Here is a 26,570-nt window from a genome sequence, read left to right as displayed (position 1 = left end):
TGTGACCATGCTCCATCCTAAGCCTGCCTGCGGCATTGCCGCAAGCGCAGGGATTTATTTCCTGTTTTTGCCGCGAAACGCGTGCATGGCGTTCAAGCAGCTTCCTTTGCGTAGAGCGCCGTCCGCAGGAAAGACAGCGCGTCGCCGCCGCTAGCGATGGCGTCACCGCCGATGCGTTCATGCCAATGGGATTCGGACCCGCCCGCCAGCCGCCATTCGCGCAGGCGCCGGGTGTAGAGCTGCAGGTCGTATTCCTCTGTGATGCCGATGGCGCCATGCACCGCGTGCGCGATGTCGGCGACGATCGGCGCGGCCTGGCTGGCGCGGGCCTTCCCAAGGGCCGCCAGCAGGGGGCGGGGCAGGCCGTCCTCGCCCTGGAACGCCAACTGCGCCGCCATGCGCGCGGCCCAGACGTGTTCGGCCATCACGCTGATCTGCTGCTGCACGGCCTGGAAGCGGCCGATGGGTTTGCCGAATTGCGCGCGTTGGTTGGCGTAGTCCAGCGTCATCGCCAGCACCCGGTCCATCGCGCCGGCGATCAGCGCCGTGTAGGCGGCGGCCGCCAGCGTGTCCAACGGCGCGGGGCCGTCAATGCGTTCAGCATCGCCCAGCGCCCACGAAGCTTCGCCGTCCAGGCTGCCGTGCACGCCGTTGGGCTGCACGCGCGCCGCGCGCAGCGGTAGAAGCCACGCCTGGCCTTCGATGGCGGCCAGCACATAATCGGCGGTGCGCGCCCAAGGCACGTTGACGCCAGCCACGCGGTCGCCGTCGATCGCAATCCCATGCGGCGCCAGCGCGATGGATCCCGAAGGTTGCGGACGAGCGGTGCGGCTGAGCCACGCGCGCGCCAGCAGCGTATGGGCGATGGGGTAGGGGCACAGATGCCTGCCGGCGGCCTGCGCGAGCGGCAGGGCGTCGGCCAGGCCAAGCCCCGCGCCGCCGTGTTCTTCCGGCACCAGCGCGTCCGCAAAGCCGGCTTCCTCGCAGGCCTGCCACGCATCGACGGGCGCTTGTCCTTGTTCGGCCCGGCGGATCACATCCGGCGTGCAGGTTTCCGCAAACAGCCGTTCTGCGGCGTCGCCAAAAATATTGTCCATGACGGTCGTCCTTATCGAAGGCCAAGGCCGCGGGCGATGATGCCGCGCAGGATTTCACGGGTGCCGCCGCGCAGCGAAAACGTGGGCGCGACCTGTTCCAGGTAGGCCAGCGTGCGCATCAACGGCAGCGGCGGGGGCTGGTCCGGATGCCGCCCGAGCGTGTCGCCGATCAGGCGGGGGATGGCCTGCTCGAGTTCCGTGCCCAGGTCTTTCACCAAGGCGGCCTCGGTGGCGGGGCTCAGCCCTTGCGCCAGCTTGCCCGCCACCGACAGCGACATGGCGCGCAGCACCGCCATCTGCGACAGGATGCCGCCCAGCGCGGCGCGGCTGGAGGCGTCGGCGCCAACCTCGCGGCAATGCGCCAGCCAACATTCCAGAAGGGCGATGCTGGAGTACAGGCGTTCGGGGCCGCTGCGTTCGAAGGACAGTTCCGCATTCACCTGCGCCCAGCCGGCGCCTTCCGCGCCGATCAGTGCGTCGGCGGACAGTTCGACGTTGTCGAAGAAGACTTCGGAAAAGTGCGCATCGCCCGCCAGGTCTTCGATAGGACGGATCGTCACGCCTGGCAGCGACAAGTCCACGATGACCTGCGAAAGACCCTGGTGGCGGTCTTCGGCCGTGCCCGACGTGCGGACGAGCGCGATAATGTAGTGCGACCGGTGCGCGTTGGTGGTCCAGATCTTGCTGCCGTTCAGCCGCCAGCCGCCCGTCACGGGTTCGGCTCGTGATCGGATGCTGGCCAGGTCGGAACCCGATCCGGGCTCGCTCATGCCGATACAGAAAAAGGCCTGCGCCCGGCAGATGCGCGGCAGATAGAAATCCCTTTGCTGCTGCGTGCCGTACTTCAGGATCAGCGGCGCGCTTTGGCGGTCGGCGATCCAGTGCGCGGACACGGGGGCGCCGGCGCCCAGCAATTCCTCGGACAGCACGAAGCGCGCGAAGTGACCGCGCGCCGCGCCGCCGTATTCGCGCGGCAGCGTCAGGCCCAGCCAGCCTCGTTCGGCCAGCTGACGGCTGAAGCCCGCGTCGAATCCCATCCACGAGCGCGCGCGCTCGTCGGGTTCCAGTCCGTCCAACGCGTCCGCCAGGAAGGCGCGCACTTCTTTGCGCAGGGCTTCGTCCTCGGGGGGGATGGCGGTGAGTTCCAGCGTATCGATCATCTAGCGCTCCGGTGCGGGAAGGCGCCGCGACACTGGCGCCGGCGGTCACTATCCGGGAACGCGCCGATAGCTGTCCAATATTATTTTTTGGCTTTCCGATACGTGATGTGTATCGACGCACCGCCCGGGACGCGCGCCGGGGCAGCCCCCTGCTGATACTGGGCGGATATCACGCGCGCAAAAATTAATATTAGACGTCACCTTCCTGCGTGCCTACGCTTCATGCAGCCCCGCTTCGCGCCTTGCGCGGACCGAGCGACAACAACAAAGGAGACAAGCATGAACAAGGTGATGCGCCTGGCGGCGCTGGCTTGCGCCGCATGGCTGGCGCAGCCCGGGACGGCGGCGCAGGCTGCGTATCCCGACAAGCCGATCCGGCTGATCGTGTCGTTTCCGCCGGGCAGCGGAACGGACAGCAATGCGCGCTATGTGGCCAAGAAGATGGAGGAAAGGCTGGGCGTGGCGGTCACGGTCGAGAACCGGCCGGGCGGCAACAGCTTCATCGCCGCGCAGGCGGTGGCGACGGCGCAGCCCGATGGCTACACGCTGCTGCTGGCCAGCAATTCGCCCGTGGCGACCAACGCCGCGATGTACAAGAACCTGCCGTACGACCCGGTCAAGGATTTCGCGCCCGTGGCGCGGTTGGGCTATGGCGCGATGGCTCTCGCGGTGAAGTCCGACGCGCCCTACAAGTCGGTGTCGGACCTGGTCGACGACGCGCGCAAGCGGCCGGGCGCGTTGAACTACGGCAGCGGCAGCGCCTCGTACCAGATCGCCACCGAACTCTTTCTTTCCATGGGCGGCATCAAGGCCAATCACGTGCCGTACCGCGGCGCGGCCCCCGCACTGACCGACCTGGCGGGCGGGCAGGTGGACTTCGTGTTCGCGGATTACGGCGCGGTGATTCCCTTCGTGCAGAGCGGGCGCATGCGGCTGCTGGCGGTCACCGGCGACAGCCGGCTGAAGAGCTCGCCGGACACGCCCACCTTGCAGGAGTCGGGTTTTTCCGGCTACTACATGGTGAACTGGACCGCCGCGTTTGCGCCGGCGAAAACGCCCGCGCCGATCATCGACGTGCTGTCGGAAGCCCTGCTGGAAATCTACCGCACGCCCGACGCCGCCGAATTCCTGGCGCGCACCAACTGGGAGGTTTTTCCGGTGGGGCCCAAAGAACTCGGCGAATTCCAGCGGCAGGAAATCCGCAAATGGGACGAAGCCGCGCAGCGGGCCGGCATCCCCAAGCAATAGCAAACCGCCATTCAAAAACAGGAGTTGTCCATGGCAGAGCTTGTGCAGGTCGAACAGGGCGCCGATGGCGTGGTGACCTTGACCTTGAATGATCCGGCAACGCGCAATGCGCTGACGGGAAGCACGATGGTCGACGAGTTGCTGACGCAATTCGCGCGCATCGAGCGCGATTCATCGGTGCGGGTGCTGATCATCACCGCCGCGGGGAACGTGTTCTCTTCGGGCGGGAATGTGAACGACATGCAGCGGCAGATCGGCCCCGAGGTCGGCGCCGCGGCGCTGCGCCAGGAATACCGCCACGGCATCCAGCGCCTGCCGCTGGCGCTGCACGCGCTGGAGGTGCCCACCATCGCCGCCGTGAACGGCCCGGCCATCGGCGCGGGGTGCGACCTGGCGTGCATGTGCGATGTGCGCATCGCGGCCGAAGAGGCGTCATTCGCCGAGAGCTTCGTCAAGCTGGGCATCGTGCCCGGCGACGGCGGGGCGTGGTTCCTGCCGCGCCTGATCGGGTCGGCCCGGGCGGCGGAGATGTCGTTCACGGGCGATGCGATCGATGCGGACACCGCGGCGCAATGGGGCCTGGTGTCGCGCGTGGTGCCGGCGGCGGATCTGCTGCCCACGGCCCGCGCGCTGGCCTGCCGCATGGCGGCCAATTCCCCGGACGCCGTGCGGCTGACCAAGCGGCTGCTGCGCGAGAGCCAGCACGTGCGGCTGGATACCCTGCTGGAGCTGTCGGCGGCCTATCAGGCCCTTGCGCACAAGACGTCGGCGCATGCGGAGGCGGTGGCGCAATTCGTCGCGCGGCGGGCGGCGCGCAAGCCGCAAGGATGAGGCCGGGACGGCGGGCGGGCAGTATGATGGAACGCATTACAAGGAGGAAACACCATGAATGAAGTCATCGTCGCTTCGGCCGTCCGCACCGCCATCGGAGATTTCGGAGGAGCGCTCAAAGACGTGCCGCCCTGCGACCTGGGCGCCACCGTCATCAGGGCTGCGCTCGAACGTGCCGGGGTCTCGGGCGACGAGGTCGGCCACGTCGCCGTGGGCCACGTCATCAACACGGAACCGCGCGACATGTACCTGTCGCGCGTGGCGGCCATGAACGCCGGCATTTCAAAGGAAACGCCCGCGTTCAACGTCAACCGCCTGTGCGGATCGGGCCTGCAGGCCATCGTGTCGGCCGCGCAGACCATCATGCTGGGCGACGCCGAGATCGCCGTGGGCGCCGGCGCCGAAAGCATGAGCCGCGCGCCGTACATCGCGCCGGCGCAACGCTGGGGCGCGCGCATGGGCGACAGCGTCATGCTGGACATGATGACCGGCGCGCTGTCCGATCCCTTCGGCAAGATGCACATGGGCGTCACCGCTGAAAACGTGGCGGCCCGTTTCGGCATCAACCGCCAGGACCAGGACGCCACCGCCGCGGAATCCCACCGCCGCGCCGCCGCCGCCATCGATGCGGGCTACTTCCGCGACCAGATCGTGCCCGTGAAGATCAAGTCGCGCAAAGGCGAAATCGTCTTCGACACCGACGAGCACGTGCGCCGCGACGTCACCGCCGACAGCCTGGCCACGCTCAAGCCGGTCTTCCAGAAGGAAAACGGCACCGTCACCGCGGGCAATGCGTCCGGCCTGAACGACGGTGCCGGCGCGCTGGTGCTGATGAACGCATCCGTGGCGGCCAAGCGCGGCATCAAGCCGCTGGCCCGCCTGGTGGCGTATGCGCATGCGGGCGTGGATCCGGACATCATGGGCATCGGCCCCGTGCCGGCCACGCAGGCTGCGCTCAAGCGGGCCGGCCTGACGGTCGACCAACTGGACGTGATCGAAGCCAACGAAGCCTTTGCCGCACAGGCATGCGCCGTGTCGCGCGAACTGAAGCTCGACCCGGCCAAGGTCAATCCCAATGGCAGCGGCATCGGCCTGGGCCATCCCATCGGCGCCACGGGCGCCATCATCGCCACCAAGGCGCTGCACGAACTGCAGCGCGTGGGCGGCCGGTACGCGCTGGTCACCATGTGCATCGGCGGCGGGCAGGGCATCGCCGCCATCTTCGAACGGATCTGATCCGCGCGTAATGAGCGCCCGGCAGCCGCCCCGGCGGCTGCCGGGCGTGACGACGAGGCAGTCGTCAATGGCTCTCCAGCCGCATCTCCACGTTCGAGAAATCACCGGCGGCCAGGTGCTCTGGCCGGATCCAGAAATAGTAGGCGCCGACATCGCCCCAGCACCAGTCCATGCCGTTGTCGGACGCGATTTGCAGCAGAAGAAGCTGGTTCTGCGGCCCTTCGACCGCGTCGCTCTGCACGCCATCGTGATAGCCGCCCATCCGATGGGGGCGATTGGACCGCAGACTCCGCGCAGCCGCTTCCAGGTCGGCAAGGCGATCGGCCGGGACACGCGGCCGCGTTTCGGGGTTCAGCCAATCCGCCAGGGCTTCTTCCGTCGTTCCCTCAGGGATGGTGAGGCTTGCCTGTTCCCAACGCTCGCGCAGTTCCAGTTGCTTCGTTCCACCATCACGCGTGGTGCACAGTTCGAAACCATGAAATTCCCTGCCGTCGAAACGCGACTGCAACTGCGACCAGTCTTCTTGGGAGAATGGCATCTCCAGTGGCCGCCCCGCGAGCTGGGCTGCCACCTCGTCGCAGTCTTCGGCGACGGAAAGACGCCACCGCCTCCATTGATTCAGATCGCCCTCAAGCCGCTGCTCAAGCTGTTTGACCGTATCGCAGGATTCGACCAAAGCCAACGACCGCTTCAGCCCGTCGACGGTCAACGTGCGATAGTCGCTTTCCGCCAACTCGACGGCCGTCGCGAGTTGGATCGTCAAAGACTCGCGCAACGGATCGAGGCTGCCCTCCGCGCGGAGAACTGCATACGCATGTTGGTCCACCTTCGCCCCCCGTTCGGTGCGCATGCGTTTGGCCAGGCCATGAACGGCTCTCAACGCCTGTCCGAAGGTATAAGGGCGAACGGCTTCCAAGTCTTCATACGGAAAAACCGAAGCGCCGTCATATAGGGTTTCCGCAAAGCCTTCGGGCGTCGCGAAACTGTAGTGCTCGTTGCGATGCAAAACGTTTGGGAAACTGACGAGATCCGCAGGCCATCGGCGCCACGTGGAGGGAACGTCGTCCTTGGGCAGCCAGTCGTAGCTGCCGCCGCCATAGACCCCGTCATGCACGGGACCCAGGTCGGACGGCGCTTCCCGCTCCGGACCGAGCTGCGGCAAGTGCATGATGCAAAAGGCGTCGCTGCCTTTCGGGCATCCCTGATTGGGGTCGATGAATACGAGCAGCCAGCCTTGGCGCGGACCCAGTCCTCCCCATAGTTCCCTCGGCAGGTCCGAGCAGCAGATCTGCGCGAGGAAGTGCAGTGGCCGCTCGCCCCGCTGCGGGTTTTCGGAAGATAGTGATCGGGGCCACTCGACACCGTCCGGCATGCGCGGAAGGCCGCCGAGCCACGAGCGGGCGGACTCGACTGCACCAGGAGGAACCTGGCGGCGAAGAACGACCGAAACGGATTCAGACACGGCTGCCTGCGGTTCGGCTTGGTTGATCGTCGGCGTAGTGCTTGCGCTGAACGACGGTCCGGCCGGGTGAGAGGAAGGAGGCGCCACGTCGCCTTTCCGTTTTCTCTTGATCCATTTCGGCAGAATCCTCAGCAGCGAATAGGCGAGCAGGCCGTAAAACAGCAGTGGCAGATATCCCGACAAACCCCAGATTGCATTCATCAACCAACCCCGGACGGCCAAAAATTTGTGCAGCCAGTGTAGTCAGATTGCGGATAACGATGCCTCGCCGATTCGGCCGTTTCTTTATTACGCCTGCCCCAGATAATCCTTGGCCCAGGCCTGGCACTCGGCGTGCAGGAGCGCGCCCATCTGCGCCCGGCGCGGCACGTCCAGGCGGCTGCTGATGGCGCCGAAGCTGAACGCCACCCACGTCAGTTCCGACACCGGGAAGGCGACGCCCACGCCGGAGACGCCCGGCGTGATGGTGTCCACGATTTCGGAATAGCCCGCGCCGCGAGTCTGCTTCACGGCTTTCATCAGGGCGGTGCTGGATACGCCGATCTGCGCGTAGCTGGCCGCGTGGCGCGCGTACAGCGCTGCGATCTCTTCGTCCGGCAGGCTGGCCATCAGCGCCAGGCCACCCGCGCCCACGCCCAGCAGGCGGCGTTCGCCCTGGTCGATGGTGAACACCTTTACCGGAAACGAGCCGGCCTCGCGCAGCAGGCATAGCGCGTAGTCCCCCTGGCGGATCACCAGGAACACTGTATCTCCGGACAGCCGGGCGAGCTTCTGCGCGAAGGGGCGCAGGGCGTCCAGCAGTGGCGTGCGGCGCAACGCGGCAAAACCCAATTGCATTGAATCGACGCCCAGCCGATAACGTCGGGTGGGGCCGTCGCGTTCCGCGAACTGTTCTTCCAGCAGGCAGCTGAGCAGTCGATGGGCGGTGGAACGTTCCAGTCCGGTGGCCGCCATGACGCCTTGCAGATCGATGCCGTCTTCCTGGTGCTGCGCCAGCACGCGCAGCATGCCCAGCGCGCGTCGCATGCTCTGGGTGCCGCCGGTTGATCCGATGTTGTTCATATTGTGGGAAATATAGTACGAAGATTTTGTATTTTAGGATTTGGAGTGCGTTAATTCAATGCAACGGATCGCGCCGCTTTCGACGGCGCGGCATGACAAGGACGAGGAGACCATGGAATACGCCACTCTGGCCGTCGAACGGCACGGCGCGGTTTGCCGCATCAGCCTTGCGCGGGAGTCCGCGCGCAATGCGCAGAGCCAGCAGATGCTGGACGAACTGGACGATGCTCTGACGCAGGCCGAACAGGACGATGCCGTGCGGGTCGTGGTGCTGGCGGGCCGTGGCGCGCACTTTTCGGCGGGCCACGACCTGAAGGAAGCCCAGGCCAAGCGCGCTGATTTCACGGTTGAAGAGCGCTGGGAATACGAGTCGCGCCGCTACTACGGCTATTGCCTGCGCATCTGGGATTTTTCCAAGCCCACCGTGGCGCAGGTGCAAGGCGCCTGCGTGGCCGGCGGCTTCATGATCGCCAATATGTGCGATCTGGTGGTGTGCTCGGATACCGCCTATTTTTCGGACCCCGTGGGCCACACGCTGGCCGCCGCCGCCACCGAGGTCCTGATCCATCCCTGGGTGATGGGGCTGCGCAAGGCCAAAGAGATGCTCTACACCGGCGAAAAGGTCGATGCGCAGGAAGCGCTGCGCATCGGCATGGTGAACCGCGTGGTGCCCGAGGCCGAGCTGGATGCCGCCACGCTGGCGCTGGCCCAGCGCATCGCGCAGGCGCCGCCCTTCGGGCTGCGGCTGATCAAGCGGTCGCTGAACCGCACGGCCGATGCGCAAGGCTTCCGTACCGCGCTGTCCGCGCACTTCGACACGCACCAGCTTTCGCACCTGAGCGAAGAATTCCAGGCGGTGCGGCAGCGCGGATTGGCCCAGGCGATCCAACGCAACAAGGATCTGCCCCCGCGGTCGGCCGCTTCGGACGAGGCGTCGGCCGGCGTGGCCCAGCCCGGCCGGCCCGGTATCGGCCACCCCGAAATAAGCCAGCCCGAACCAAGCCAGCCCGCTATGGGCCAGCCTGCCCGCACCGGAGGCGACGCGGCATGACATCCCGCCTCGATCCCTTGCTTGATCCCCGCTCCATCGCCATGATCGGAGCCAGTTCCAACCCCGGGCGCATCGGCGGAATGCCGCTGGAACTGCTGACCCGTTTCGGCTTCAAGGGCGGCATCTATCCCGTCAATCCGAAATACCAGGAAGTCTTCGGCTTGCGCTGCTGGCCGGACATCGAAGCCGTGCCCGAACCGGTGGACCTGGCGGTGCTGGCGATCGGCGCGGCGGAGGTGACTCCGATGTTGCGCCGCTGCCATGCCAAAGGCATCCGCGCCGCCATCGTCTATGCGGCCGGCTTTGCCGAAGCCGGCGGAGAGGGCGCGCGCTTGCAGGATGAGCTGGAGGCGTTCGTCGCGGAAAGCGGCATGTCGGTGGCGGGTCCCAACTGCATGGGCTTCGCCAACCTGAACACGCAGGCGCACACCGCCTTCGCCTCGGTCTTCAAGACCGCGCCAGCGCAGGACGGGCCCGGCTCGGTCAGCCTGCTGACGCAAAGCGGCAATGTTTGCGCGGCCGTGTACGCCATCGCGCGCAGGCTGGGGCTGCCGTTTTCGCACTTCATCAATACCGGCAACGAAGCCTGCCTGGATTTCTCGCAGTACCTGGAATACCTGGCGGCGGACCCGCAGACGGAAATCGTGCTGGGCTACATCGAGCAACTGCGCGACGGCGAGCGCTTCGTGCGCGCCTGCCGCGAACTCGAACGCCAGGGCAAGCTGCTGATTGCCTTGAAGGCGGGCACCACGGACAAGGGCGCGCAGGCCGTGCAGTCGCACACGTCCGCGCTGGCCGGCGACCGCCGCGTGTACGCGGCGGCCTTTCGCCAGTTGAACGTGATCGAGGCCACCGACTTCGCGCAGATGGCGCACCTGGCAAGTCTGGCGACGCTGCGGCACCGCACGGCGGGCAAGCGCGTGGCGGTGCTGACGATGTCGGGCGCTCTGGGCGCCATCCTGGCCGACAAGTTCATCGGCGCCGGGCTGGAGCTGCCGGACTTGCCATCCGACCTGCAGGAGGTGCTGCGCGGCGGCATCCCTGATTACGGCATGGTGGGCAATCCCGTGGACGTGACCGGCAACGTGGTCAACGATCCGGCCTTCGTGCGCACGGTCCTGCAGGCGCTGGCCACGTCGGACGCCATCGACGCGGTGGTGGTGTATGCGCCCGGGTACATGCTGGACCGCATGGCCGACGCACTGGCCGAGGCGTCGCGCCAGCACCGGCGCCTGTTCGTGGCGATCGACACCGGGCTGGCGCAAAGCCGCGCCGCGCTGCGCGAGGCCGAGGTGGCAGTGTTCGAAGACCTGGGGCTGGCGGTCGCGGCGCTGGCTCCCTACCTGCTGTGGTGCGAGGCGCGCGCGGCCCGGCGGCGGGCGGACGCGCCGCGTCTGGATGCGGTGTCGGTGCCGGCCCTGCCCTGCAATGAAGCGAACGCCCGCGACTACGTGGCTTCCTTCGGCCTGCCCCAGGCGCGCGTGCAGGCGGCGCAGTGCGCCGACGACGCGGTGCGCGATGCTCGGCAGGCGGGATATCCCGTCGCGCTGAAGATTCTCAGCCCCGATATCGCCCACAAGACCGAGGCCGGCGGCGTCGCGCTGCACCTGGCCGACGACGACGCCGTGCGCAGCGCCTATGCAGCGGTGACGCAGGCGGCCGCGCGTGCGCAGCCCGGGGCCCGCATCGATGGCGTGATGGTCCAGAAGATGGAGCGCGGCGTGGCGGAAATCATCGTGGGCGCCACGCGAGACCCGGTCTTCGGGCCCGTGCTGACGGTGGGCCTGGGCGGCGTGCTGACCGAGATCTACCAGGACACCAGCCACCGCCTCTTGCCGGTGGACGAGGACATCGCCCTGCAGATGTTGCAGGAACTCAAGGCGTTTGCGCTGCTGGACGGCTATCGGGGCAAGCCCCCCGCTGACGTTGCTGCGGCGTGCAGGAGCATCGTGGCCGTCGGCAATGCCTTGCTTGCCGCGCCCGCGCATGTGGCGGAGATCGAAGTCAATCCATTGCTGATCAAAGAGGCGGGGCAGGGCGTCGCTGTGCTGGATGCGCTGATCCTGCCCGCAACCCCGTAGCGCGGAAAGCGCATACCCCAGGAGGAGACAGTCATGATCAAGAAAATACTGGCCGGCGTCGCACTGGCCTGCATCGGTGTCGCGGGCCCTGTGCACGCCCAGGACAATTTCCCCAGCCGTCCCGTGCGCATCGTGGTGCCGTTTTCACCGGGCGGCGCGGCGGACATCATGAGCCGCCTGCTGGCCGAAAAGCTCAGCGGCAAGCTGGGCCAGCCGGTCATCGTGGAAAACAAGCCGGGCGGCGGCACCATGATCGCGTCCGACTACGTGGCGCGGGCCGAGCCGGACGGCTACACGTTGCTGATGGCCGCGTCGTCGCTGGGCATCGCGCCCAGCATCTACGCCAAGGTGAACTACGACCCCATCAAGGACTTCGCGCCCATCACGCAGGTGGCGTCGGTGGTGCACGTGCTGGAAGTGCATCCGTCGATCCCGGCCAAGAACGTGGGCGAGCTGATCGCCTACCTGAAGGCTAACCCGGGCAAGGTCAGCTACGGGTCCGTCGGTACGGGCAGTTCCACGCACCTGGAGGCGGAGCTCTTCAACAGCATGGCGGGCGTGCAGATGGCGCACATTCCGTACAAGGGCAGCGCGCCGGCGTTGAACGATCTGGTGGCGGGGCGGCTGCAGGTGATGTTCGACGCCTGGGCGTCGTCGGGGCCGTTCGTGAAGGACGGCAAGCTGCGCGCGCTGGCGGTGACCACCGCCAAGCCCTCGGCGTCGGTGCCGGATCTGCCCACCGTGGCCGCGTCGGGATTGCCGGGCTATTCCGCGATGCCGTGGCTGGGCCTGGTTGCTCCCGCGCGCACGCCGCAGCCGGTCATCGACAAGATCCACCAGAACCTGGCGCAGATCCTGCAGCAGCCTGACGTCAAGGCGCAGTTCGTGGGACTGGGCCTGGACATCATCGGCAGCGATCCCAAGACGTTCAGCGCGTTCATCCACCAGGACGTGACGACATGGGCCAAGGTGGCGCGCGAATCGAACATCCGCCTGGAGTAAACGCATGACCATGCTGGAAACCGCCGCACTGGAAGGTGCGGCGCGGGAAGACCACACGCAAGATGACGCGGCCTTTCGCCTGGGCCTGCGCGGTTGGCTGGAAACGGCCTACGCCGACTTCGCCCGGGCCTGGCCCGGCGGCGCCGACTCGCGCAGCCTGGATTACCGGCGGGCGTGGGAAGACACCCTTTGCGCCAACGGATGGTCGGGCTTGGGCTGGCCCAAGGCCCATGGCGGAAAAGACCTGCCGCTGTCCCGCCAGGCGATCTTTCACGAAGAGCACGCGCGCTGCGGCGCGCCGCTGGGCGTGAACCTGATCGGCCACGGCATTCTCGCGCCGACGCTTCTGCACTTTGGCACCGAGGCGCAGAAGCGCCGCTTCCTGCCCGGCATTCTTGCCAATCGCGAGGTCTGGTGCCAGGGGTATTCCGAGCCGGGCGCCGGGTCCGACCTGGCGTCCGTACGCACGCGGGCGGAGCCGGCCGACGGGGGCTTTCGCCTGAACGGCCACAAGATCTGGACGTCGTTCGCCGACCGGGCGGATTGGTGCTTCGTGCTGGCGCGAACGGATCCGCAGGCATCCCGGCACAAGGGCCTGAGTTTTCTGCTGGTGGACATGCGCAGCCCGGGCGTGCGTGTCGAACCCATCCGGCAGATCACCGGAGACGCCGAGTTCTGCGAGGTGTTTTTCGAAGACGTCTTCGTGCCGCAGGATGCGCTTTTGGGCGATCTGAACCAGGGCTGGAAGATCGCGATGGCGGCGGCCAGTTTCGAGCGCGGCACCTACTTCATTCCGCGCCTGGTGCGCTTTGCGCAGGAATTGCGGCAGGTGCGCCAGTTGGCGCTGCAACCCGATGCCTACGGACGCGTGCCGGCCGAATCGGCGTCGGTGCGCCACCGGTGGGCGCGTCTGGCGGCCGACAGCCATGTGCTGGCGCTGAAGTCCGAGCGTGCGCTGGCGGGCGCGATGCGAGGCGATCCGCCGGGGCCGGAGGGTTCGTCCACCAAGATCCACTGGAGCGAAGCGCACCAGCGCCTGCTCGAGCTTTCGATGGAGCTGCTGGGGGAAGAGGGCTGCCTGGGCGACGGCGCGGCCGGCGCGCACGCGCGGGAACTGACGCACGCCTATCTGTGGTCGCGTGCCGAGACCATCCTGGCCGGCACGTCGGAAATCCAGCGCAACATCATTGCCGAGCAGATGCTCGGCCTGCCCAAGGCTTGACGCTCCATGACTGTTTACCTGAACGAAGACCAGCGCATGTTGCGCGATGCCGCCGAGCGCTTTCTCGCCCAGCGCCATCCCTTGTCCCTGGCGCGCAACGCCTGCCGGCAGGACGCCGGCGCTCGTTTGGCGCTATGGCGCGAATTGGCGGAGCAGGGCTGGCCGGCATTGCTGGCGCCCGCGGAACACGGCGGGCTGGGCCTGGGCATGCGCGAAGCCTGGATCGTGGCCGAGGCGGCCGGGCGCCACCTGCTGAGCCTGCCGCTGGCGGCCAACATGGCGCTGTTGCCCACCTTGTGCGGCGCCGGCGCAGATGCGGCACAGTGGGCCGGCGCGATGATGGCGGGCGATACCTGGTATGCCGATGCGGCGGTGCGCCCCGACGGCTCGGCCTTCATCGAAGGCGCCGGCGCCGGCGTGCGGGCGCTGGCCGTGCGCCAGACCGGACCTGCGGCCTTGCGGCTGGAGCTGTTTGCTCCCATGGATTCCGTGGAAGGGCTGGACCCGACCATGCCCGTCGCGGTGGCTGCGCGCCCGGACGTCATGGCCAGCGCCAACCTGACCGTGGAACCCGGCGCATGGAACCGACTGCGCACCCGCCTGCGTCTGCTGCGGTCGGCCGAAATGCTGGGCGCGGCCTCGGCTGCGCTGGACATGGCGGCCGCCCATGCGCGCGAGCGCCGGCAGTTCGACCGCGCCATCGGCGCCAACCAGGCAATCAAACATCGCCTTGCCGAGGACTGGATGGCCCTGGACGACGCGCGCCTGGCCGGCTGGGCGGCTGCGGCGTCGTTGGACGCGGGGGCGGATTCGGCGGAGCGGGACGGCCTTTTCGCGCCCTTGCTGGCGGGACAGGCCAGCCGCCGCGCAGCGCAGAACGCGATCCAGACGCATGGTGCGTTGGGCGTCACCTGGGAGGCCGACGCGCACCTGTACCTGAAGCGGGTGTTGCGCCTGTCGGCAAGCCTGGAAGCCGAGGTGCCCAGCCCCGACCTGCTTGAGCAGATCTGGGAGGCGGCGGCGTAGGCGGGGGCCTACAATCGCCGCCATGCACAAATCCAACTTTCCTTCCGAACTCGACCAGCCGACGCTTTCCGAAGTCGACGGCATCCGCTACCTGCACTTCAATACCGAGTGGGTCCAGGGCGCGATGAACATCAAGAGCCCCGCCGACCTGGTGCTGGAATACACCGCCCAGATGATGGCGTGGCTGCTGTTCCTGGATCCGCCCAAGGAAGAGGCCATCGGGATGCTGGGGCTGGGCGCGGGGTCGCTTGCGCGATTCTGCGCCAAGCACACGCGCAGTCCGCTGCTGGCCGTGGAGTGGAATCCGCGCGTCACCGCCGCCTGTCACATGTTCTTCCGCCTGCCGGGGTCCAACCGCCTGGAGGTCGAGCACACGGACGCGGGCGCGTGGGCGGCCGATCCGCTGAACGCCGGACGCTGCCCCGTGCTGATGGTGGACCTGTACGACGCCGCGGCCGAAGGCCCTGTGCGCGACAGCGTGAAGTTCTACCGCGACTGCCGCCGGGTCCTGGGCGAGGTCGGCATCCTGGCGGTGAATCTGTTCGGCCGCCACGAGAGCTTTGGCAAGAACATCGACAACCTGTCCAAGGCTTTCGATGACCGCGTCGTGCTGCTGCCCGAGGTCGAGGCCGGGAACCAGATCGTGCTGGCCTTTTCCGGGCCGAATCTGGCCATCACCCCAGCGGAACTGCTGGCGCGGGCCGAGGTCGTGGAAAGCAAGTATGGGCTGCCGGCGCGCCGCTGGGCCCGGTCCCTGACCCGCCACGCGGTCGACGGCGTCCTGCATTTCTGAGCGCCCGGTCAGGCGCCTTTTCATTAGGGTAGGTCCGGGGTAGCGGAGGGGTTTACCTTTCTTCCCGCCCGGATCTATCATGGGCTTATTCATAATTATGAATTACGGCGTTTCCCGCGCCGCCTGCCCATGACCCATCCCATCGTCCGGCAAGCCCTGTACCTGGAAGTCGCGGACCGCCTGCGCGGCATGATCCATGCGCGCTCCCTGCGTAACGGCGAATGGATCGACGAATTGCGGCTGGCGGGCGAAATGGGCATTTCGCGCACACCGCTGCGCGAGGCGCTGAAGGTGCTGGCCACCGAAGGCCTGGTGCGGCTGGAGCCGCGGCGGGGCTGCTTCGTCAACGAACTGTCCGCGCAAGACCTCGAAGACATCTTCCCGCTGATGGCCATGCTGGAAGGGCGTTGCGCCTACGAAGCCGCCCGGAAAGCCAGCGACGCCCAACTGGCCGAGCTGGAACCGCTGCACGCCGCGCTGGCGGGCCACGCCAAGGCGGGCCGCATCGACGCCTACTACAAGACCAACTACCTGATCCACGAAGCCGTCCAGGCGCTGGCCGGCAACCAATGGCTGTCCGACATGGTGGGCAACCTGCGCAAGGTCCTGAGCCTGTCACGCCATCGCAGCCTGTCGCGGCCCGGCCGCATCGATCAGTCCTGCGCCGAGCACCTGGCCATTTTCGAGGCCCTGAAGACGCATGATCCCGACGCCGCGCAGGCGTTGGCGCACACGCATCTGATGCGGCAGCTTGAAGCGCTGCGCGTACTAAGCAACGAAGACGCCGCCGACGCGGCGCCGTCCGATTCCATCGTCATCGAGGAGCCCGCCCATGTCCGTACCCGCCAATCTCGCGCCCGCGCGGGGCGCACGCACGCCTGAGCCCGGAACCGACCTTGTCGATGCCGCCGCCGCGGCCGAGAGCGCCAGCCTGATCACGCGATTGGGCCGGCTATGGGAACGGGGGCGCCTGCCCAGCGAATCCGAAGTGCGGCGCCTGTTCGAAGCGCGCCTGACCGACGTGGCCGCCAACAAGCTGGCGCGCCGCTGGTGCGAACAATACGCCGCGGCCGACGGCAAGGACCGCCGGCTGATGTTGGCCGCGCTGGCGCAAGTGCGCGCCACCTATGCGGGCGAAGCCGGCGAGGGCACGCGGCTTTTCAAGCGGTTCAACGCCCAGCCCCAGGGCCTGCGCTTCCTGGTGGAACTGCGCGCGGACATGCTGCGCTGGCGCAAGCAGGTGGCGGGCATCCAGGCGCTGGACAAGGAACTGGAAGGCCTGCTGTCGGCCTGGTTCGACGTAGGCCTGCTGGAGCTGCGCCCGCTGACCTGGGATTCGCCCGCGTCGCTGCTTGAAAAACTCATCCTCTACGAGGCCGTCCACGAAATCAAATCCTGGGACGACCTGCGCCACCGCGTGGCGCCTGACCGCCGATGCTATGCGTACTTCCACCCGCAGATGCCGGGCGTGCCGCTGATCTTCGTGGAAGTGGCCTTCGCCAGCCAGATGGCGGACAACGTGCAGGTGCTGCTGGACAGCACGCTGCCCCCGCAGGATCTGGACAAGGCGCGCTGGGCGATTTTCTATTCCATCTCGAACACGCAGCCCGGCCTGAAGGGCATCAGCTTCGGCAATTTCCTGCTCAAGCGCGTGGTCGAGCAATTGCTGGAAGAACTGCCCAAGCTCAAGGCGTTTGCGACCCTGTCGCCGATTCCCGGGTTTGCCGACTGGCTGGGCAAGCTGGATGCCCAGGCGGTCGAAGCCATCGTGCGCGAAGACAAGGCGCGCGCCAAGGATCGCCAGCGCGAAGGCGTGCCGGACGGGCAGCGGTGGGTGGCCCGCCTGGGCAAGGCCGCGCAAGGCAAGACCTCGGACGTCGTCAAGCGGGCGGGCTTCCGGCTGGCGGCGACCTATCTGCAATCCATGAAGAATGGGCTGCCGGTGGATGCCGTGGCGCGGTTCCATCTGGGCAACGGCGCTCGCATCGAACGCCTGAACTGGGCGGCGGACACGTCGCCCAAGGGCATCAAGCAGTCCTGCGCCATGATGGTCAACTACCTGTACGACCTGGACGAGCTGGACAACAACCTCCAGCGCCTGCAAGACGGCAAGCCGCAGGTCAGCCGAGGCGTGGGGCGCGTGGCCTGACCGGCGGACACACGGCGGCGGAATTCAACGACAACAACAGGGCAGGGGACATGACGGAGAACGTGGCTGGCCGCGTGCTGCTGGAACGCGAGGGGCATCTGGCCTGGGTGACGCTATCGCACCCGGGACGCCTGAACGCGATCACGGTGGGCATGTGGCGTGAACTGCGCGACGTGTTCGCGCGCATTGCGCAGGACGACGCCCTGCGCTGCGTCATCGTCCGGGGAGAGGGCGGCAACTTCGCTGCCGGCGCCGACATCCGCGAATTTCCGGAACAACGCGCCGACATGGCCAGCGTGCAGCACTACCACCGCGAAGTGCTGGCGCCCGCCTTGCAGGCCGTGGCCCAGTGCCCGCAGCCCGTGGTGGCGCAGATCGAGGGCGTGTGCGTGGGCGGCGGGCTGGAAATCGCCTGCCAGTGCGACCTGCGCATCGCCGGGGCCTCGGCCCGCTTCGGCGTGCCGATCAACCGCCTGGGCTTTCCCATGGCCCCGGATGAAATGCGGGGCCTTCTGGCGCTGGCCGGCCGCGCCGCGACGCTGGCCATCCTGCTGGAAGGCCGCGTGTTCGGCGCTGAAGAGGCCCGCGACCTGGGTCTTTTGACCCGCATCGTCGCCGACGACCAGGTCGCCGGCGCGGCCCGGCGCAGCGCCGACCGCACTGCCCAGGGCGCGCCGCTGGCCGCCCGCATCAACAAGCGCTTGTCCGCCAGGCTCGCCACCGGCGCTGCCTTGACCGAGGACGAGTACCAGGATTATTTCTCGTATGCCGACAGCCGGGACCACAAGGAAGGCGTGCGCGCCTTCCTGGCCGGCGAAGACCCTTCCTTTTCCGGAGACTAGACAGGTGAGCAACGCCAACCTATATGCTGTCCTGCAAGGCGGCTTTCCCAAAGACCGCAGCAAAGTCGCGCTGGAAACGCCCGACCTCGAATACACCTGGGACGACATCGACCGCGCCACCGCGTGCCTGGCGAACCTGCTGGAATCGCTGAACCTGCCCGACGGCGCGCGCGTGGCGGTGCAGGTCGAAAAGTCGCCCGAAGCGCTGCTGCTGTACCTGGCCACCCTGCGCGCGGGCCTGGTGTATCTGCCGCTGAACACCGCCTACCGCGAATCGGAAATCGAATACTTCCTGGGCAACGCCGAGCCGTCCGTGGTGGTGTGCGCCAGCAAGAACCTGGACTGGGTAAAGCGCGCCGCCGACAAGGCGGGCTGCCCGCACGTCTTCACGCTGGACGAAGACCGCACCGGGACTTTGCTTGAGGCCGCCGGCGGCCTTGCTCAGACCTTCAAGACCGTCGAGCGCAAGCCGGATGACCTTGCCGCCATCCTGTACACCTCGGGCACCACGGGCCGCAGCAAGGGCGCGATGCTGTCGCACGGCAACCTGGCGGCCAATGCCCGCGTTTTGCATGAATACTGGGGCTGGCGCGAAGACGACGTGCTGCTGCACATGCTGCCGATCTTCCACGTGCATGGCTTGTTCGTCGCGTCCCATGGCGCCTTGCTGGCCGGCGCCCGCATGATCTGGCTGCCCAAGCTGGACGCGGACCAGGCGCTGCACTACCTGCCGCAAAGCACGGTGATGATGGGTGTGCCGACGTACTACGTGCGCCTGTTGTCCGACCCTCGCTTCGATCGCGACGTCTGCCGCAACATGCGCCTCTTCATCTCGGGATCCGCGCCGCTCCTGTCCGAGACCTTCTCCGACTTCAAGGAACGCAGCGGCCATCCCATCCTGGAACGCTACGGCATGAGCGAAACGGTCATGCTGACCTCCAATCCCTACGATTCCAAGCTGGGCGAGCGCCTGGCGGGCACCGTGGGCCGCGCGCTGCCGGACGTGCAGGTGCGGGTGGTCGACGACGCCGGCGCCGCGCTGCGGGCCGGCGAGATCGGCAACGTGCAGGTTCGCGGTCCCAATGTGTTTTCGGGCTACTGGCGGATGCCGGAAAAGACCCGCGAGGAATTCACGGAAGACGGCTGGTTCAAGACCGGCGACGTGGGCCGCTGGGGCGGTGAATCCGCCGGGCGCGAAGTGCCCGACGACTACCTGTCCATCGTGGGACGCAGCAAGGACCTGATCATTTCCGGCGGCTACAACGTCTACCCCAAGGAAATCGAGACCCTGATCGACGACATGCCCGGCGTGGCGGAATCCGCCGTGATCGGCGTGCCGCATGCGGACTTCGGCGAAGCGGTGGTGGCGGTGGTGGTGCCCAAGGACGGCGCGTCGCTGGACGCGTCGGCGATGCAGGCCGAACTGAAGTCGCGCATCGCGAACTTCAAGGTGCCCAAGCGCGTGCACATCGTCGACCAGCTTCCGCGCAACACCATGGGCAAGGTCCAGAAGAACGTGCTGCGCGAAACCTACAAGACGCTGTAGCGTCCGATCATGCCGGTCCCCCAGGGGACCGGCGTTCTTTCAAGGAGACGCATCCCCATCCAGAGCCCGCACTACCTGCAGTTGCATTCAATAAAAAAATTCCAGAGACGAGACGCCAAAAATCAGGCGCCGTCCCCCGATGCAGCAAGAGGAGACATGATGAAATATCGCACCACCGCCGCGGCCGTGTTCGCCGTGGCAGCCCTGGGTTTTGGCGGCGTCGCCGCCGCGCAATGGCCCGAACGCCCCATCACGCTGATCGTTCCGTTCCCCGCAGGCGGCGGCACGGACACGTTCGCTCGTCCGCTGGCCGCGCAGCTGACCACGCAGCTTGGCCAGACGGTGGTCATCGACAACAAGGGCGGCGCAGGGGGCACCGTTGGCGCCGGCGTGGCGGCCAAGGCCAAGCCTGACGGCTACACCTTCTTCATGGGCGGCGCGCACCATGCGCTGGCGCCGTCCCTGTACAAAAGCCTGAACTACAACATCCAGAAGGACTTCGTGCCGGTCGCCCTGGTGGCCCAGCCGCCGCAGGTGGTCGTCATCAACGCAGGCAAGCTGCCGGTGAAAACCCTGCAGGAATTCATCGACTACGCCAAGAAGCGTCCGGGCGAAATCAACTTCGGCACGGCTGGCAAGGGCAGCACGCACCATCTGGCCGGCGAACTCTTCGCCATGCAGACAGGCATCAAGCTGGTGGATGTGCCCTACCAGGGCGCGGGTCCGATGCTGTCGGCCCTGATCGGCGGACAGGTGGACCTGGCGTTCGACGGATTGGGGTCGTCTTCGGGGCACATCCGCGCCGGCGCGATCAAGCCGCTGGCCGTGGCCGCCACGGAACGTTCGCAGTCGCTGCCCGACGTGCCCACGGCCGCCGAGGCCGGTGTGCCGAACTACAACGTGTCGACCTGGTACGCGATCTGGGCGCCCGCCGGAACGCCCAAGGAAGCGGTGGACAGGATGGCGGCCGAAATCACCAAGGCGCTGAACACGCCCAAGCTGAAGGAGACCTGGGCCAGCAACGGCACCGCGGTGCCGACGCTGACCGGCGCGGATTTCGGCAAGTTCGTCGACAGCGAGGTCGAACGCTGGGCCAAGGTCGTCAAGGACTCGGGCGTAACGCTGGACTGACGGTTCAGCGCCACTCGCTGGCCTGGCTCAGCCGGGTCAGCTGGTCGTGCGTCAGTGTCAGGCTGGCGGCCTTGACCAGCTCGTCCAGCTGCGCCAGCGACGTGGCGCTGACGATCGGCGACGTGATGCCCGGCTGCGCGATCTGCCAGGCCAGCGCGGCCTGCGCGGGCGTGCAGCCGGCGTCTTCGGACACTTCGTCCAACGCCTTCAGGATGCGGTATCCGCGGTCGTTCAGGTACGTGTCCACGATCTTCTGGCCGCGCGCGCTCTTGCCCGCGTCGTCGGGGCCGCGGTACTTGCCGGTGAGAAAGCCGCTGGCCAGCGCGTAGTAGTTGATGGTGCCCATCTGCTGGGTCTTCACCAGGCTTTGCAGGCCTGATTCAAAGGGCTCGCGCGCGTACAGGTTGTATTCCGGCTGGATGCTTTCGTAGCGGGGCAGGCTGTGGCGTTCGCTTGCGATCAGCGCCTCGGACAGGCGCACCGCCGTGTAGTTCGACGCGCCGATGGCGCGCACCTTGCCCGATTCGATGTGCTTGGCGTATTCGCCCAGCGTGTCGGTCAGCGGCGTGTCCGGGTCGTCCTTGTGCGACTGGTAAAGGTCCACATAGTCGGTCTGCAGGCGCGCCAGCGACGCGTCCAGCGAGCGCCGGATGTACGCGGGGGACAGCCCCTTTTCGCCCGGCCCCATTTCCATGCCGACCTTCGTCGCAATCAACACGCGATCGCGCTTGCCCGAGCGCTTGAGCCACTTGCCAATCAACGCTTCGGATTCGCCGCCTTGGTTGCCGGGGACCCAACGGGAATAGACGTCGGCGGTATCGATGAAATTCAAGCCTGCGTCGACCAGCGCATCGAGCAGGGAAAATGTGCCGGCCTCGTCGACGGTCCAGCCGAAGACGTTGCCGCCAAAGGTGAGCGGGGGGACCTGCAGGCCGGATCGGCCCAGTGCGCGTTTGATCATGTCTGGCCTCGGATGCTGCGGCCGGGAACGCGGAACGGGATGAACGGCGTTTGCCCGGCGCGTTCAGTATATTCATGCCGCCAGCCCCGGCACAGGGCATGCGCAAGTGTGCATGCACCATTACAGGGATTCCCCCCAAGTCCATTTGGCGGGCGGCACGGTAGACTATACGGCTTTATGGCAGCTCCGACGGATGACAAGCCTGCGGCGCGGCCGTAAACAACCGGCAAATTCAACAAGCAACACCAAGGGTTCAAGGAGCTTTCATATGCTGATCGGAAAAAAACATTTTCTGACGGTTGGCGCCATGGCGCTGGCAATGGCTATCGCCGCGCCGGTCGCTGCGCAGCAGAAGTCCGTGGCGGTCACCGCCATCGTCGAGCATCCGGCGCTGGACGCGGTGCGTGACGGGGTGCAGGACGCACTCAAGCAAGCCGGCTACGAGCCGGGCAAGAACCTGAAGTGGCAATATCAAAGCGCCCAGGGCAACAACGGCACCGCGGCGCAGATCGCGCGCAAGTTCGTCGGCGACCGTCCCGACGCCATCGTCGCCATCGCCACGCCGTCGGCGCAGGCCGTCGTCGCGGCCACCAAGGACGTCCCGGTGGTCTATTCCGCCGTGACCGATCCCGTCGCCGCGCAACTCGTGTCCAGCATGGGCGCCTCGGGCACCAACGTGACTGGCGTGTCGGACCTGCTGGCGCTGGACAAGCAGGTTGAACTGATCAAGAAGATCCTGCCCAACGCCAAGCGCGTCGGCATTGTCTACAACCCGGGCGAAGCGAACTCGGTCGTGGTCGTCAAGATGCTGCAGGACATCCTGCCCAAGTCGGGCATGAGCCTGGTCGAAGCGGCCGCCCCGCGTTCGGTGGACGTGGCCTCGGCCGCGCGCAGCCTGATCGGCAAGGTCGACGTCATCTACACTAACACCGACAACAACGTCGTGTCCGCGTACGAGTCGCTGGTCAAGGTCGGCAACGATGCCAAGATCCCGCTGATCGCTTCCGACACCGACAGCGTCAAGCGCGGCGGCATCGCCGCCCTGGGCATCAACTACCGCGATCTCGGCGTGCAGACGGGCAAGATCGTCGTGCGCATCCTGAAGGGTGAAAAGCCCGGCGCCATCCCGTCGGAAACCAGCTCGAAGCTCGAGCTCTACGTGAATCCGGGCGCCGCCGCCAAGCAAGGCGTCACGCTGTCCGACGCTCTCGTCAAGTCCGCCGCGGTAGTCGTGAAATAATACGGCCCGCCATCGGCCCCGCCATGCCTGTACGGCGTGAGCGGGGTTTTTATTAAGTTTTTTTCGTGGCGCCCCGGCTCGGCGTACCCCTGTCGCGGGCGGCGCCGGTGTGGCCACGCTCGGGCGGGAAACGAGAAAAAACTGCGAACCGGGAAACGTTTGTTGCGAAAGGTCGGGTAAAACTGACCCCGGAACGCAAGAAATCGCACGTTTCACTTCTTTAATATGCTCGTTTCTTTACCTGATTGGATCTGACCCATGTCATTGTTTTCGTTGTTGGGCGCGTTGGAGATCGGGCTGATCTTCAGCCTGGTGGCCTTGGGCGTCTTCATCTCCTTTCGCCTGCTGCGCTTTCCTGACCTGACGGTCGACGGCAGCTTCCCGTTGGGCGGCGCCGTCTGTGCAACGCTGATCGCCTCGGGCACGGATCCTTTCTCCGCCACCATCATCGCCACCATCGCTGGCGCTGCCGCGGGGCTGATCACCGGTTGGCTGAACGTGAAGCTCAAGATCATGGATCTGCTGGCCAGCATCCTGATGATGATCGCCCTGTATTCGATCAACCTGCGCATCATGGGCAAGCCCAACGTGCCGCTGATCACCGAACCCACCGTTTTCACGATCCTGCAGCCGGAATGGATCTCCGACTACGTCGCCCGGCCGCTGATCCTCATCGTCATCGTCATCCTGTGCAAGCTGGCGCTGGACTGGTTCTTCGCCACGCAGACCGGCCTGGCCGTACGCGCCACCGGTTCCAATGGCCGCATGGCGCGCGCGCAAGGCGTCAATACCGGCCGCATGATCCTGGGCGGCATGGCGTTGTCCAACGCGCTGGTTGCGCTGGCGGGCGCGCTCTTCGCGCAGACGCAGGGCGGATCCGACATCTCGATGGGCATCGGCACCATCGTGATCGGCCTGGCGGCCGTGATCGTCGGCGAAAGCATCCTGCCCTCGCGCAAACTGGTGCTGGCGACGCTGGCCGTCATCATCGGCGCGATCGTCTACCGCTTCTTCATCGCGTTGGCGCTCAATAGCGATTTCATCGGCCTGAAGGCGCAAGACCTGAACCTCGTCACCGCGGTGCTCGTCACGATCGCCCTGGTCATCCCTATGCTCAAGCGCCGCCTGGTCGGCAAGAAGGGGCGCTGATATGTTGTCCGCAAAAGACCTGAAAATCACCTTCAATGCGGGCACGCCCATTGAAACCCGCGCCCTGCGCGGGCTGTCGCTCGAAATCCCGTCGGGCCAGTTCGTCACCGTCATCGGCTCCAACGGCGCGGGCAAGTCCACGTTCCTGAACGCCGTGTCGGGCGACCTGCCCGTGGATTCCGGCCGCATCGACATCAACGGCGTGGACGTGACGCGACAGCCCGTCTGGGCCCGGGCGGGCCGCGTCGCCCGCGTGTTCCAGGACCCCATGGCGGGCACCTGCGAAGACCTGACCATCGAAGAAAACATGGCGCTGGCGCAGATGCGCGGCGCATCGCGAGGCTACAGCCGGGCGGTCAAGGCGTCGATGAAGGACGGCTTCCGCGAACGTCTGTCCACGCTGGGCCTGGGACTGGAAAACCGCCTCACCGACCGCATCGGCCTCTTGTCCGGCGGCCAGCGCCAGGCGGTCAGCCTGCTGATGGCGGCCCTGCAGCCTTCGCGCATCCTGCTGCTGGACGAGCACACGGCCGCGCTGGATCCGCGCACCGCCGACTTCGTGCTGCAGCTTACGGCCCGCATCGTGGCGGAAAACCAGCTCACCACCATGATGGTCACGCACAGCATGCGCCAGGCGCTGGACGTCGGCGACCGCACCGTGATGCTGCACCAGGGCCAGGTCGTGCTGGACGTGTCGGGCGACGAGCGTCGCGGCATGGACGTGCCGGACCTGCTGGCCATGTTCGAGCGCGTGCGCGGCGAGAAGCTGTCGGACGACGCCTTGCTGTTGGGGTGATGCCCCTTGCCGCCAAGAAGAAACGCGGTCCTTGCGGGCCGCGTTTTTTTTCGTCTGTCCTCGGTCCGGCCCGGGCTCCCGCGTTGACAGACGCTAGATGAAGCGGCCGGGACGGAAGGCGCGGTGTTCAGCCTTGGGGCCGCCGTCCAGCATGATGTCGGCCAGCATCCTGGCCGTGCCCGGGCCCGTGCTGAACCCGATGTGCTGGTGCCCCAGCGCCAGCCACAGGCCGGGACGCCGCGGCGCCTCGCCGATCATCGGCCGGCTGTCGGGCAGGGTGGGGCGGCGGCCCAGCCATGCCGACGGATCCAGCCGATCGCCCAACGGAAAGGCCTCGCGCGCGCGGCGCTCGGCCAGGTCCAGCTGATCCGGCCGCGCGGGCGCATCGCAGCCGTCCAGTTCGACGCCGGTGGTCAGGCGCAGTCCGCGCGCCATGGGCGACAGGACGTAGCCGCCGCCCGTGTCATAAACCGGTCGGGTGACTTGGGCCCCATCCCGGCCGCTGTAATGCATGTGGTAGCCGCGTTCAAACGCCATGGGCAGGTCGATGCCCGCGGTTTTCAGCAACGCCTTCGACCACGGCCCCAGGGCGACGACCAGCCGGTCCGCCGAAAGCGACTCCGATGCGTTTGAGCCCAGCACCGTCCAGCCATGGCCGTCGCGGCGGATGCCGCTGGCCGTCATGCGCCGGAATGCGCCGCCGTCGCGGCGATACAGGTCCGCGTAGGCGGCGACCACTTCGTGCGGATCGTCCACGGAATACGAGCCCTGGATCCACAGCGCGCGGTGAAAGATCGGCGACAGGGCGGGCTCGACGTCGGCAATCTCGGCGGGGCTCAATTCCTGTGTCGGCACGTCGTACTGCGCAAACGTGCGGCGCGCCCGGACGCCGGAGTTCCAGGCCGACTCGGTGCGGTACAGGAAGATCCAGCCGCTATCGCGCAGCCGGCGCCGGGCGCCGCTGGCGTCCAGCAGTCTCAAATGTTCGGGGGCGGACAGCCGGATCAGGCCGTCCAGCGCTTGCACGGTTTCCTGGAAGACGGATGGCCGCGCGCTCAGCAGGAAACGCGCTGCCCAGCCCAGGTTCGAGGCCAGGTACGGCCAGCGGTAGCGGAACTGCACGGTGTCGTTCTTCAGTAGGCGCGGGAGCTGGCTCCACAGGCCGGGATGGTTGAACGGCATCAACGAGCTGCGCGCGATGACGCCCGCATTGCCCAGAGACGTTTCCCTGCCGGGTTCCTGCTTGTCCACCAAGGTGACGGACAAGCCCCGCCGCTGCAATTCCAGCGCGCAGCACACGCCGACGATGCCCGCACCCAGCACTATGACCTGATTTCCCATGTCGTCTTGTTTGTTTATGTCCGGTCAGGAAGGCCGCCTCGCTGCGCGCGGCGGGCATTGCGGCGCCGGGTGGATCGCCTGATCCTGGTGCAGCGCCCGGCAAGCCCGAAATTGTATTGCAGGGGCCCGGCGCCGGGAACGCAC

Annotated in this window: 22 protein-coding genes and 1 pseudogene; 17 read left to right on the top strand and 6 right to left on the bottom strand. The window is 67.0% G+C overall.

The features are described from left to right. Positions 1–92 precede the first annotated feature (92 nt). Together RT614_RS13500 and RT614_RS13495 are read right to left on the bottom strand one after the other, a co-directional pair. Complete coding sequence (locus RT614_RS13500; protein ID WP_313622617.1) at positions 93–1,097, bottom strand: acyl-CoA dehydrogenase family protein; 1,005 nt, start codon at positions 1,095–1,097, stop codon at positions 93–95. An 11-nt stretch (positions 1,098–1,108) separates the two neighbouring features. Continuing rightward, positions 1,109–2,257 (bottom strand): acyl-CoA dehydrogenase family protein, encoded by a 1,149-nt coding sequence (locus RT614_RS13495; protein ID WP_313622616.1) that lies wholly within the window; start codon positions 2,255–2,257, stop codon positions 1,109–1,111. 279 nt (positions 2,258–2,536) lie between these two features. Between RT614_RS13495 and RT614_RS13490 the strand changes: the two genes are divergently transcribed. The 3 genes from RT614_RS13490 to bktB are packed head-to-tail and all read left to right on the top strand — an operon-like array spanning position 2,537 to position 5,572. After that, positions 2,537–3,505, top strand: coding sequence for a tripartite tricarboxylate transporter substrate binding protein (locus RT614_RS13490; RefSeq protein ID WP_313622614.1), 969 nt, complete (start codon positions 2,537–2,539; stop codon positions 3,503–3,505). A 30-nt stretch (positions 3,506–3,535) separates the two neighbouring features. Further along, positions 3,536–4,336, top strand: a complete 801-nt coding sequence (locus tag RT614_RS13485) for a crotonase/enoyl-CoA hydratase family protein (protein WP_313622613.1) — start codon at positions 3,536–3,538, stop codon at positions 4,334–4,336. A gap of 54 nt (positions 4,337–4,390) precedes the next feature. Further along, positions 4,391–5,572, top strand: coding sequence for a beta-ketothiolase BktB (gene bktB, locus RT614_RS13480; RefSeq protein ID WP_313622612.1), 1,182 nt, complete (start codon positions 4,391–4,393; stop codon positions 5,570–5,572). 64 nt (positions 5,573–5,636) lie between these two features. Here the strand turns inward: bktB and RT614_RS13475 are convergent, their stop codons facing one another. Further along, positions 5,637–7,235 (bottom strand): DUF1963 domain-containing protein, encoded by a 1,599-nt coding sequence (locus RT614_RS13475; RefSeq protein ID WP_313622611.1) that lies wholly within the window; start codon positions 7,233–7,235, stop codon positions 5,637–5,639. An 87-nt stretch (positions 7,236–7,322) separates the two neighbouring features. After that, positions 7,323–8,060 (bottom strand): IclR family transcriptional regulator, encoded by a 738-nt coding sequence (locus RT614_RS13470; protein WP_313622610.1) that lies wholly within the window; start codon positions 8,058–8,060, stop codon positions 7,323–7,325. A 148-nt stretch (positions 8,061–8,208) separates the two neighbouring features. Between RT614_RS13470 and RT614_RS13465 the strand changes: the two are divergent. The 11 genes and pseudogenes from RT614_RS13465 to RT614_RS13415 all read left to right on the top strand — a co-directional run. Next, a pseudogene (locus RT614_RS13465) lies at positions 8,209–8,994 on the top strand (enoyl-CoA hydratase); the annotation flags it as partial. A gap of 149 nt (positions 8,995–9,143) precedes the next feature. Further along, positions 9,144–11,228 carry an acetate--CoA ligase family protein gene (locus RT614_RS13460; protein WP_313622609.1) on the top strand — a complete coding sequence of 695 codons (2,085 nt, stop codon included), beginning with the start codon at positions 9,144–9,146 and terminating at the stop codon, positions 11,226–11,228. Positions 11,229–11,261: 33 nt separating this feature from the next. After that, positions 11,262–12,230: a tripartite tricarboxylate transporter substrate binding protein gene (locus RT614_RS13455; RefSeq protein ID WP_313622608.1), complete on the top strand. Its 969-nt coding sequence runs from the start codon at positions 11,262–11,264 to the stop codon at positions 12,228–12,230. 4 nt (positions 12,231–12,234) lie between these two features. Next, entirely contained in the window at positions 12,235–13,452 is a 1,218-nt protein-coding gene (locus tag RT614_RS13450) for an acyl-CoA dehydrogenase family protein (RefSeq protein ID WP_313622607.1), read from the top strand. 6 nt (positions 13,453–13,458) lie between these two features. Then, complete coding sequence (locus RT614_RS13445) at positions 13,459–14,478, top strand: acyl-CoA dehydrogenase family protein (protein WP_313622606.1); 1,020 nt, start codon at positions 13,459–13,461, stop codon at positions 14,476–14,478. A gap of 22 nt (positions 14,479–14,500) precedes the next feature. Continuing rightward, positions 14,501–15,271, top strand: coding sequence for a spermidine synthase (locus RT614_RS13440; RefSeq protein ID WP_313622605.1), 771 nt, complete (start codon positions 14,501–14,503; stop codon positions 15,269–15,271). 129 nt (positions 15,272–15,400) lie between these two features. Continuing rightward, complete coding sequence (locus RT614_RS13435; protein ID WP_313622604.1) at positions 15,401–16,153, top strand: GntR family transcriptional regulator; 753 nt, start codon at positions 15,401–15,403, stop codon at positions 16,151–16,153. Next, positions 16,104–17,420, top strand: a complete 1,317-nt coding sequence (locus RT614_RS13430) for a malonyl-CoA decarboxylase domain-containing protein (RefSeq protein ID WP_313622603.1) — start codon at positions 16,104–16,106, stop codon at positions 17,418–17,420. The genes RT614_RS13435 and RT614_RS13430 overlap by 50 nt, the downstream gene beginning before the upstream one ends. Before the next feature lie 50 nt (positions 17,421–17,470). Beyond that, the gene (locus RT614_RS13425; RefSeq protein WP_313622602.1) at positions 17,471–18,262 is read left to right on the top strand and encodes an enoyl-CoA hydratase-related protein; all 792 of its coding nucleotides are present in this window, start codon (positions 17,471–17,473) and stop codon (positions 18,260–18,262) included. Positions 18,263–18,266: 4 nt separating this feature from the next. Beyond that, on the top strand, positions 18,267–19,808 hold the full coding sequence (locus RT614_RS13420) for a malonyl-CoA synthase (protein ID WP_313622601.1): 1,542 nt from the start codon (positions 18,267–18,269) through the stop codon (positions 19,806–19,808). Between the two features lie 159 nt (positions 19,809–19,967). Beyond that, positions 19,968–20,939: a tripartite tricarboxylate transporter substrate binding protein gene (locus RT614_RS13415; RefSeq protein ID WP_313622895.1), complete on the top strand. Its 972-nt coding sequence runs from the start codon at positions 19,968–19,970 to the stop codon at positions 20,937–20,939. A 4-nt stretch (positions 20,940–20,943) separates the two neighbouring features. Here the strand turns inward: RT614_RS13415 and RT614_RS13410 are convergent, their stop codons facing one another. After that, complete coding sequence (locus RT614_RS13410) at positions 20,944–21,900, bottom strand: aldo/keto reductase (protein ID WP_313622600.1); 957 nt, start codon at positions 21,898–21,900, stop codon at positions 20,944–20,946. A 268-nt stretch (positions 21,901–22,168) separates the two neighbouring features. On the opposite strand from RT614_RS13410, the gene RT614_RS13405 reads away from it, so the two are divergent. The 3 genes from RT614_RS13405 (at position 22,169) to RT614_RS13395 (ending at position 25,085) form a co-directional block, all read left to right on the top strand. Further along, positions 22,169–23,140, top strand: coding sequence for an ABC transporter substrate-binding protein (locus tag RT614_RS13405; RefSeq protein WP_313622599.1), 972 nt, complete (start codon positions 22,169–22,171; stop codon positions 23,138–23,140). Between the two features lie 258 nt (positions 23,141–23,398). Continuing rightward, the gene (locus RT614_RS13400; protein WP_313622598.1) at positions 23,399–24,289 is read left to right on the top strand and encodes an ABC transporter permease; all 891 of its coding nucleotides are present in this window, start codon (positions 23,399–23,401) and stop codon (positions 24,287–24,289) included. A gap of 1 nt (position 24,290) precedes the next feature. Next, positions 24,291–25,085: an ABC transporter ATP-binding protein gene (locus RT614_RS13395; RefSeq protein WP_313622597.1), complete on the top strand. Its 795-nt coding sequence runs from the start codon at positions 24,291–24,293 to the stop codon at positions 25,083–25,085. A gap of 93 nt (positions 25,086–25,178) precedes the next feature. On the opposite strand, the gene RT614_RS13390 is transcribed toward RT614_RS13395, so the two are convergent. Continuing rightward, positions 25,179–26,426: an FAD-binding oxidoreductase gene (locus RT614_RS13390; RefSeq protein WP_313622596.1), complete on the bottom strand. Its 1,248-nt coding sequence runs from the start codon at positions 26,424–26,426 to the stop codon at positions 25,179–25,181. Positions 26,427–26,570: the final 144 nt, after the last annotated feature.

This window comes from Achromobacter sp. (assembly GCF_032102605.1).
In the GTDB taxonomy this organism is placed as follows: Bacteria; Pseudomonadota; Gammaproteobacteria; order Burkholderiales; family Burkholderiaceae_B; genus Achromobacter.
This window is presented reverse-complemented; position numbering and strand designations above follow the sequence as displayed.

Excerpts from the sequence above, each read along its gene's own strand:
- RT614_RS13500 (WP_313622617.1), bottom strand. The coding sequence starts at position 1,097 with ATGGACAATATTTTTGGCGACGCCGCAGAACGGCTGTTTGCGGAAACC.
- RT614_RS13495 (WP_313622616.1), bottom strand. The coding sequence starts at position 2,257 with ATGATCGATACGCTGGAACTCACCGCCATCCCCCCCGAGGACGAAGCC.
- RT614_RS13490 (WP_313622614.1), top strand. The coding sequence starts at position 2,537 with ATGAACAAGGTGATGCGCCTGGCGGCGCTGGCTTGCGCCGCATGGCTG.
- RT614_RS13485 (WP_313622613.1), top strand. The coding sequence starts at position 3,536 with ATGGCAGAGCTTGTGCAGGTCGAACAGGGCGCCGATGGCGTGGTGACC.
- bktB (WP_313622612.1), top strand. The coding sequence starts at position 4,391 with ATGAATGAAGTCATCGTCGCTTCGGCCGTCCGCACCGCCATCGGAGAT.
- RT614_RS13475 (WP_313622611.1), bottom strand. The coding sequence starts at position 7,235 with ATGAATGCAATCTGGGGTTTGTCGGGATATCTGCCACTGCTGTTTTAC.
- RT614_RS13470 (WP_313622610.1), bottom strand. The coding sequence starts at position 8,060 with ATGCGACGCGCGCTGGGCATGCTGCGCGTGCTGGCGCAGCACCAGGAA.
- RT614_RS13460 (WP_313622609.1), top strand. The coding sequence starts at position 9,144 with ATGACATCCCGCCTCGATCCCTTGCTTGATCCCCGCTCCATCGCCATG.
- RT614_RS13455 (WP_313622608.1), top strand. The coding sequence starts at position 11,262 with ATGATCAAGAAAATACTGGCCGGCGTCGCACTGGCCTGCATCGGTGTC.
- RT614_RS13450 (WP_313622607.1), top strand. The coding sequence starts at position 12,235 with ATGACCATGCTGGAAACCGCCGCACTGGAAGGTGCGGCGCGGGAAGAC.
- RT614_RS13445 (WP_313622606.1), top strand. The coding sequence starts at position 13,459 with ATGACTGTTTACCTGAACGAAGACCAGCGCATGTTGCGCGATGCCGCC.
- RT614_RS13440 (WP_313622605.1), top strand. The coding sequence starts at position 14,501 with ATGCACAAATCCAACTTTCCTTCCGAACTCGACCAGCCGACGCTTTCC.
- RT614_RS13435 (WP_313622604.1), top strand. The coding sequence starts at position 15,401 with ATGACCCATCCCATCGTCCGGCAAGCCCTGTACCTGGAAGTCGCGGAC.
- RT614_RS13430 (WP_313622603.1), top strand. The coding sequence starts at position 16,104 with ATGTCCGTACCCGCCAATCTCGCGCCCGCGCGGGGCGCACGCACGCCT.
- RT614_RS13425 (WP_313622602.1), top strand. The coding sequence starts at position 17,471 with ATGACGGAGAACGTGGCTGGCCGCGTGCTGCTGGAACGCGAGGGGCAT.
- RT614_RS13415 (WP_313622895.1), top strand. The coding sequence starts at position 19,968 with ATGAAATATCGCACCACCGCCGCGGCCGTGTTCGCCGTGGCAGCCCTG.
- RT614_RS13410 (WP_313622600.1), bottom strand. The coding sequence starts at position 21,900 with ATGATCAAACGCGCACTGGGCCGATCCGGCCTGCAGGTCCCCCCGCTC.
- RT614_RS13405 (WP_313622599.1), top strand. The coding sequence starts at position 22,169 with ATGCTGATCGGAAAAAAACATTTTCTGACGGTTGGCGCCATGGCGCTG.
- RT614_RS13400 (WP_313622598.1), top strand. The coding sequence starts at position 23,399 with ATGTCATTGTTTTCGTTGTTGGGCGCGTTGGAGATCGGGCTGATCTTC.
- RT614_RS13395 (WP_313622597.1), top strand. The coding sequence starts at position 24,291 with ATGTTGTCCGCAAAAGACCTGAAAATCACCTTCAATGCGGGCACGCCC.
- RT614_RS13390 (WP_313622596.1), bottom strand. The coding sequence starts at position 26,426 with ATGGGAAATCAGGTCATAGTGCTGGGTGCGGGCATCGTCGGCGTGTGC.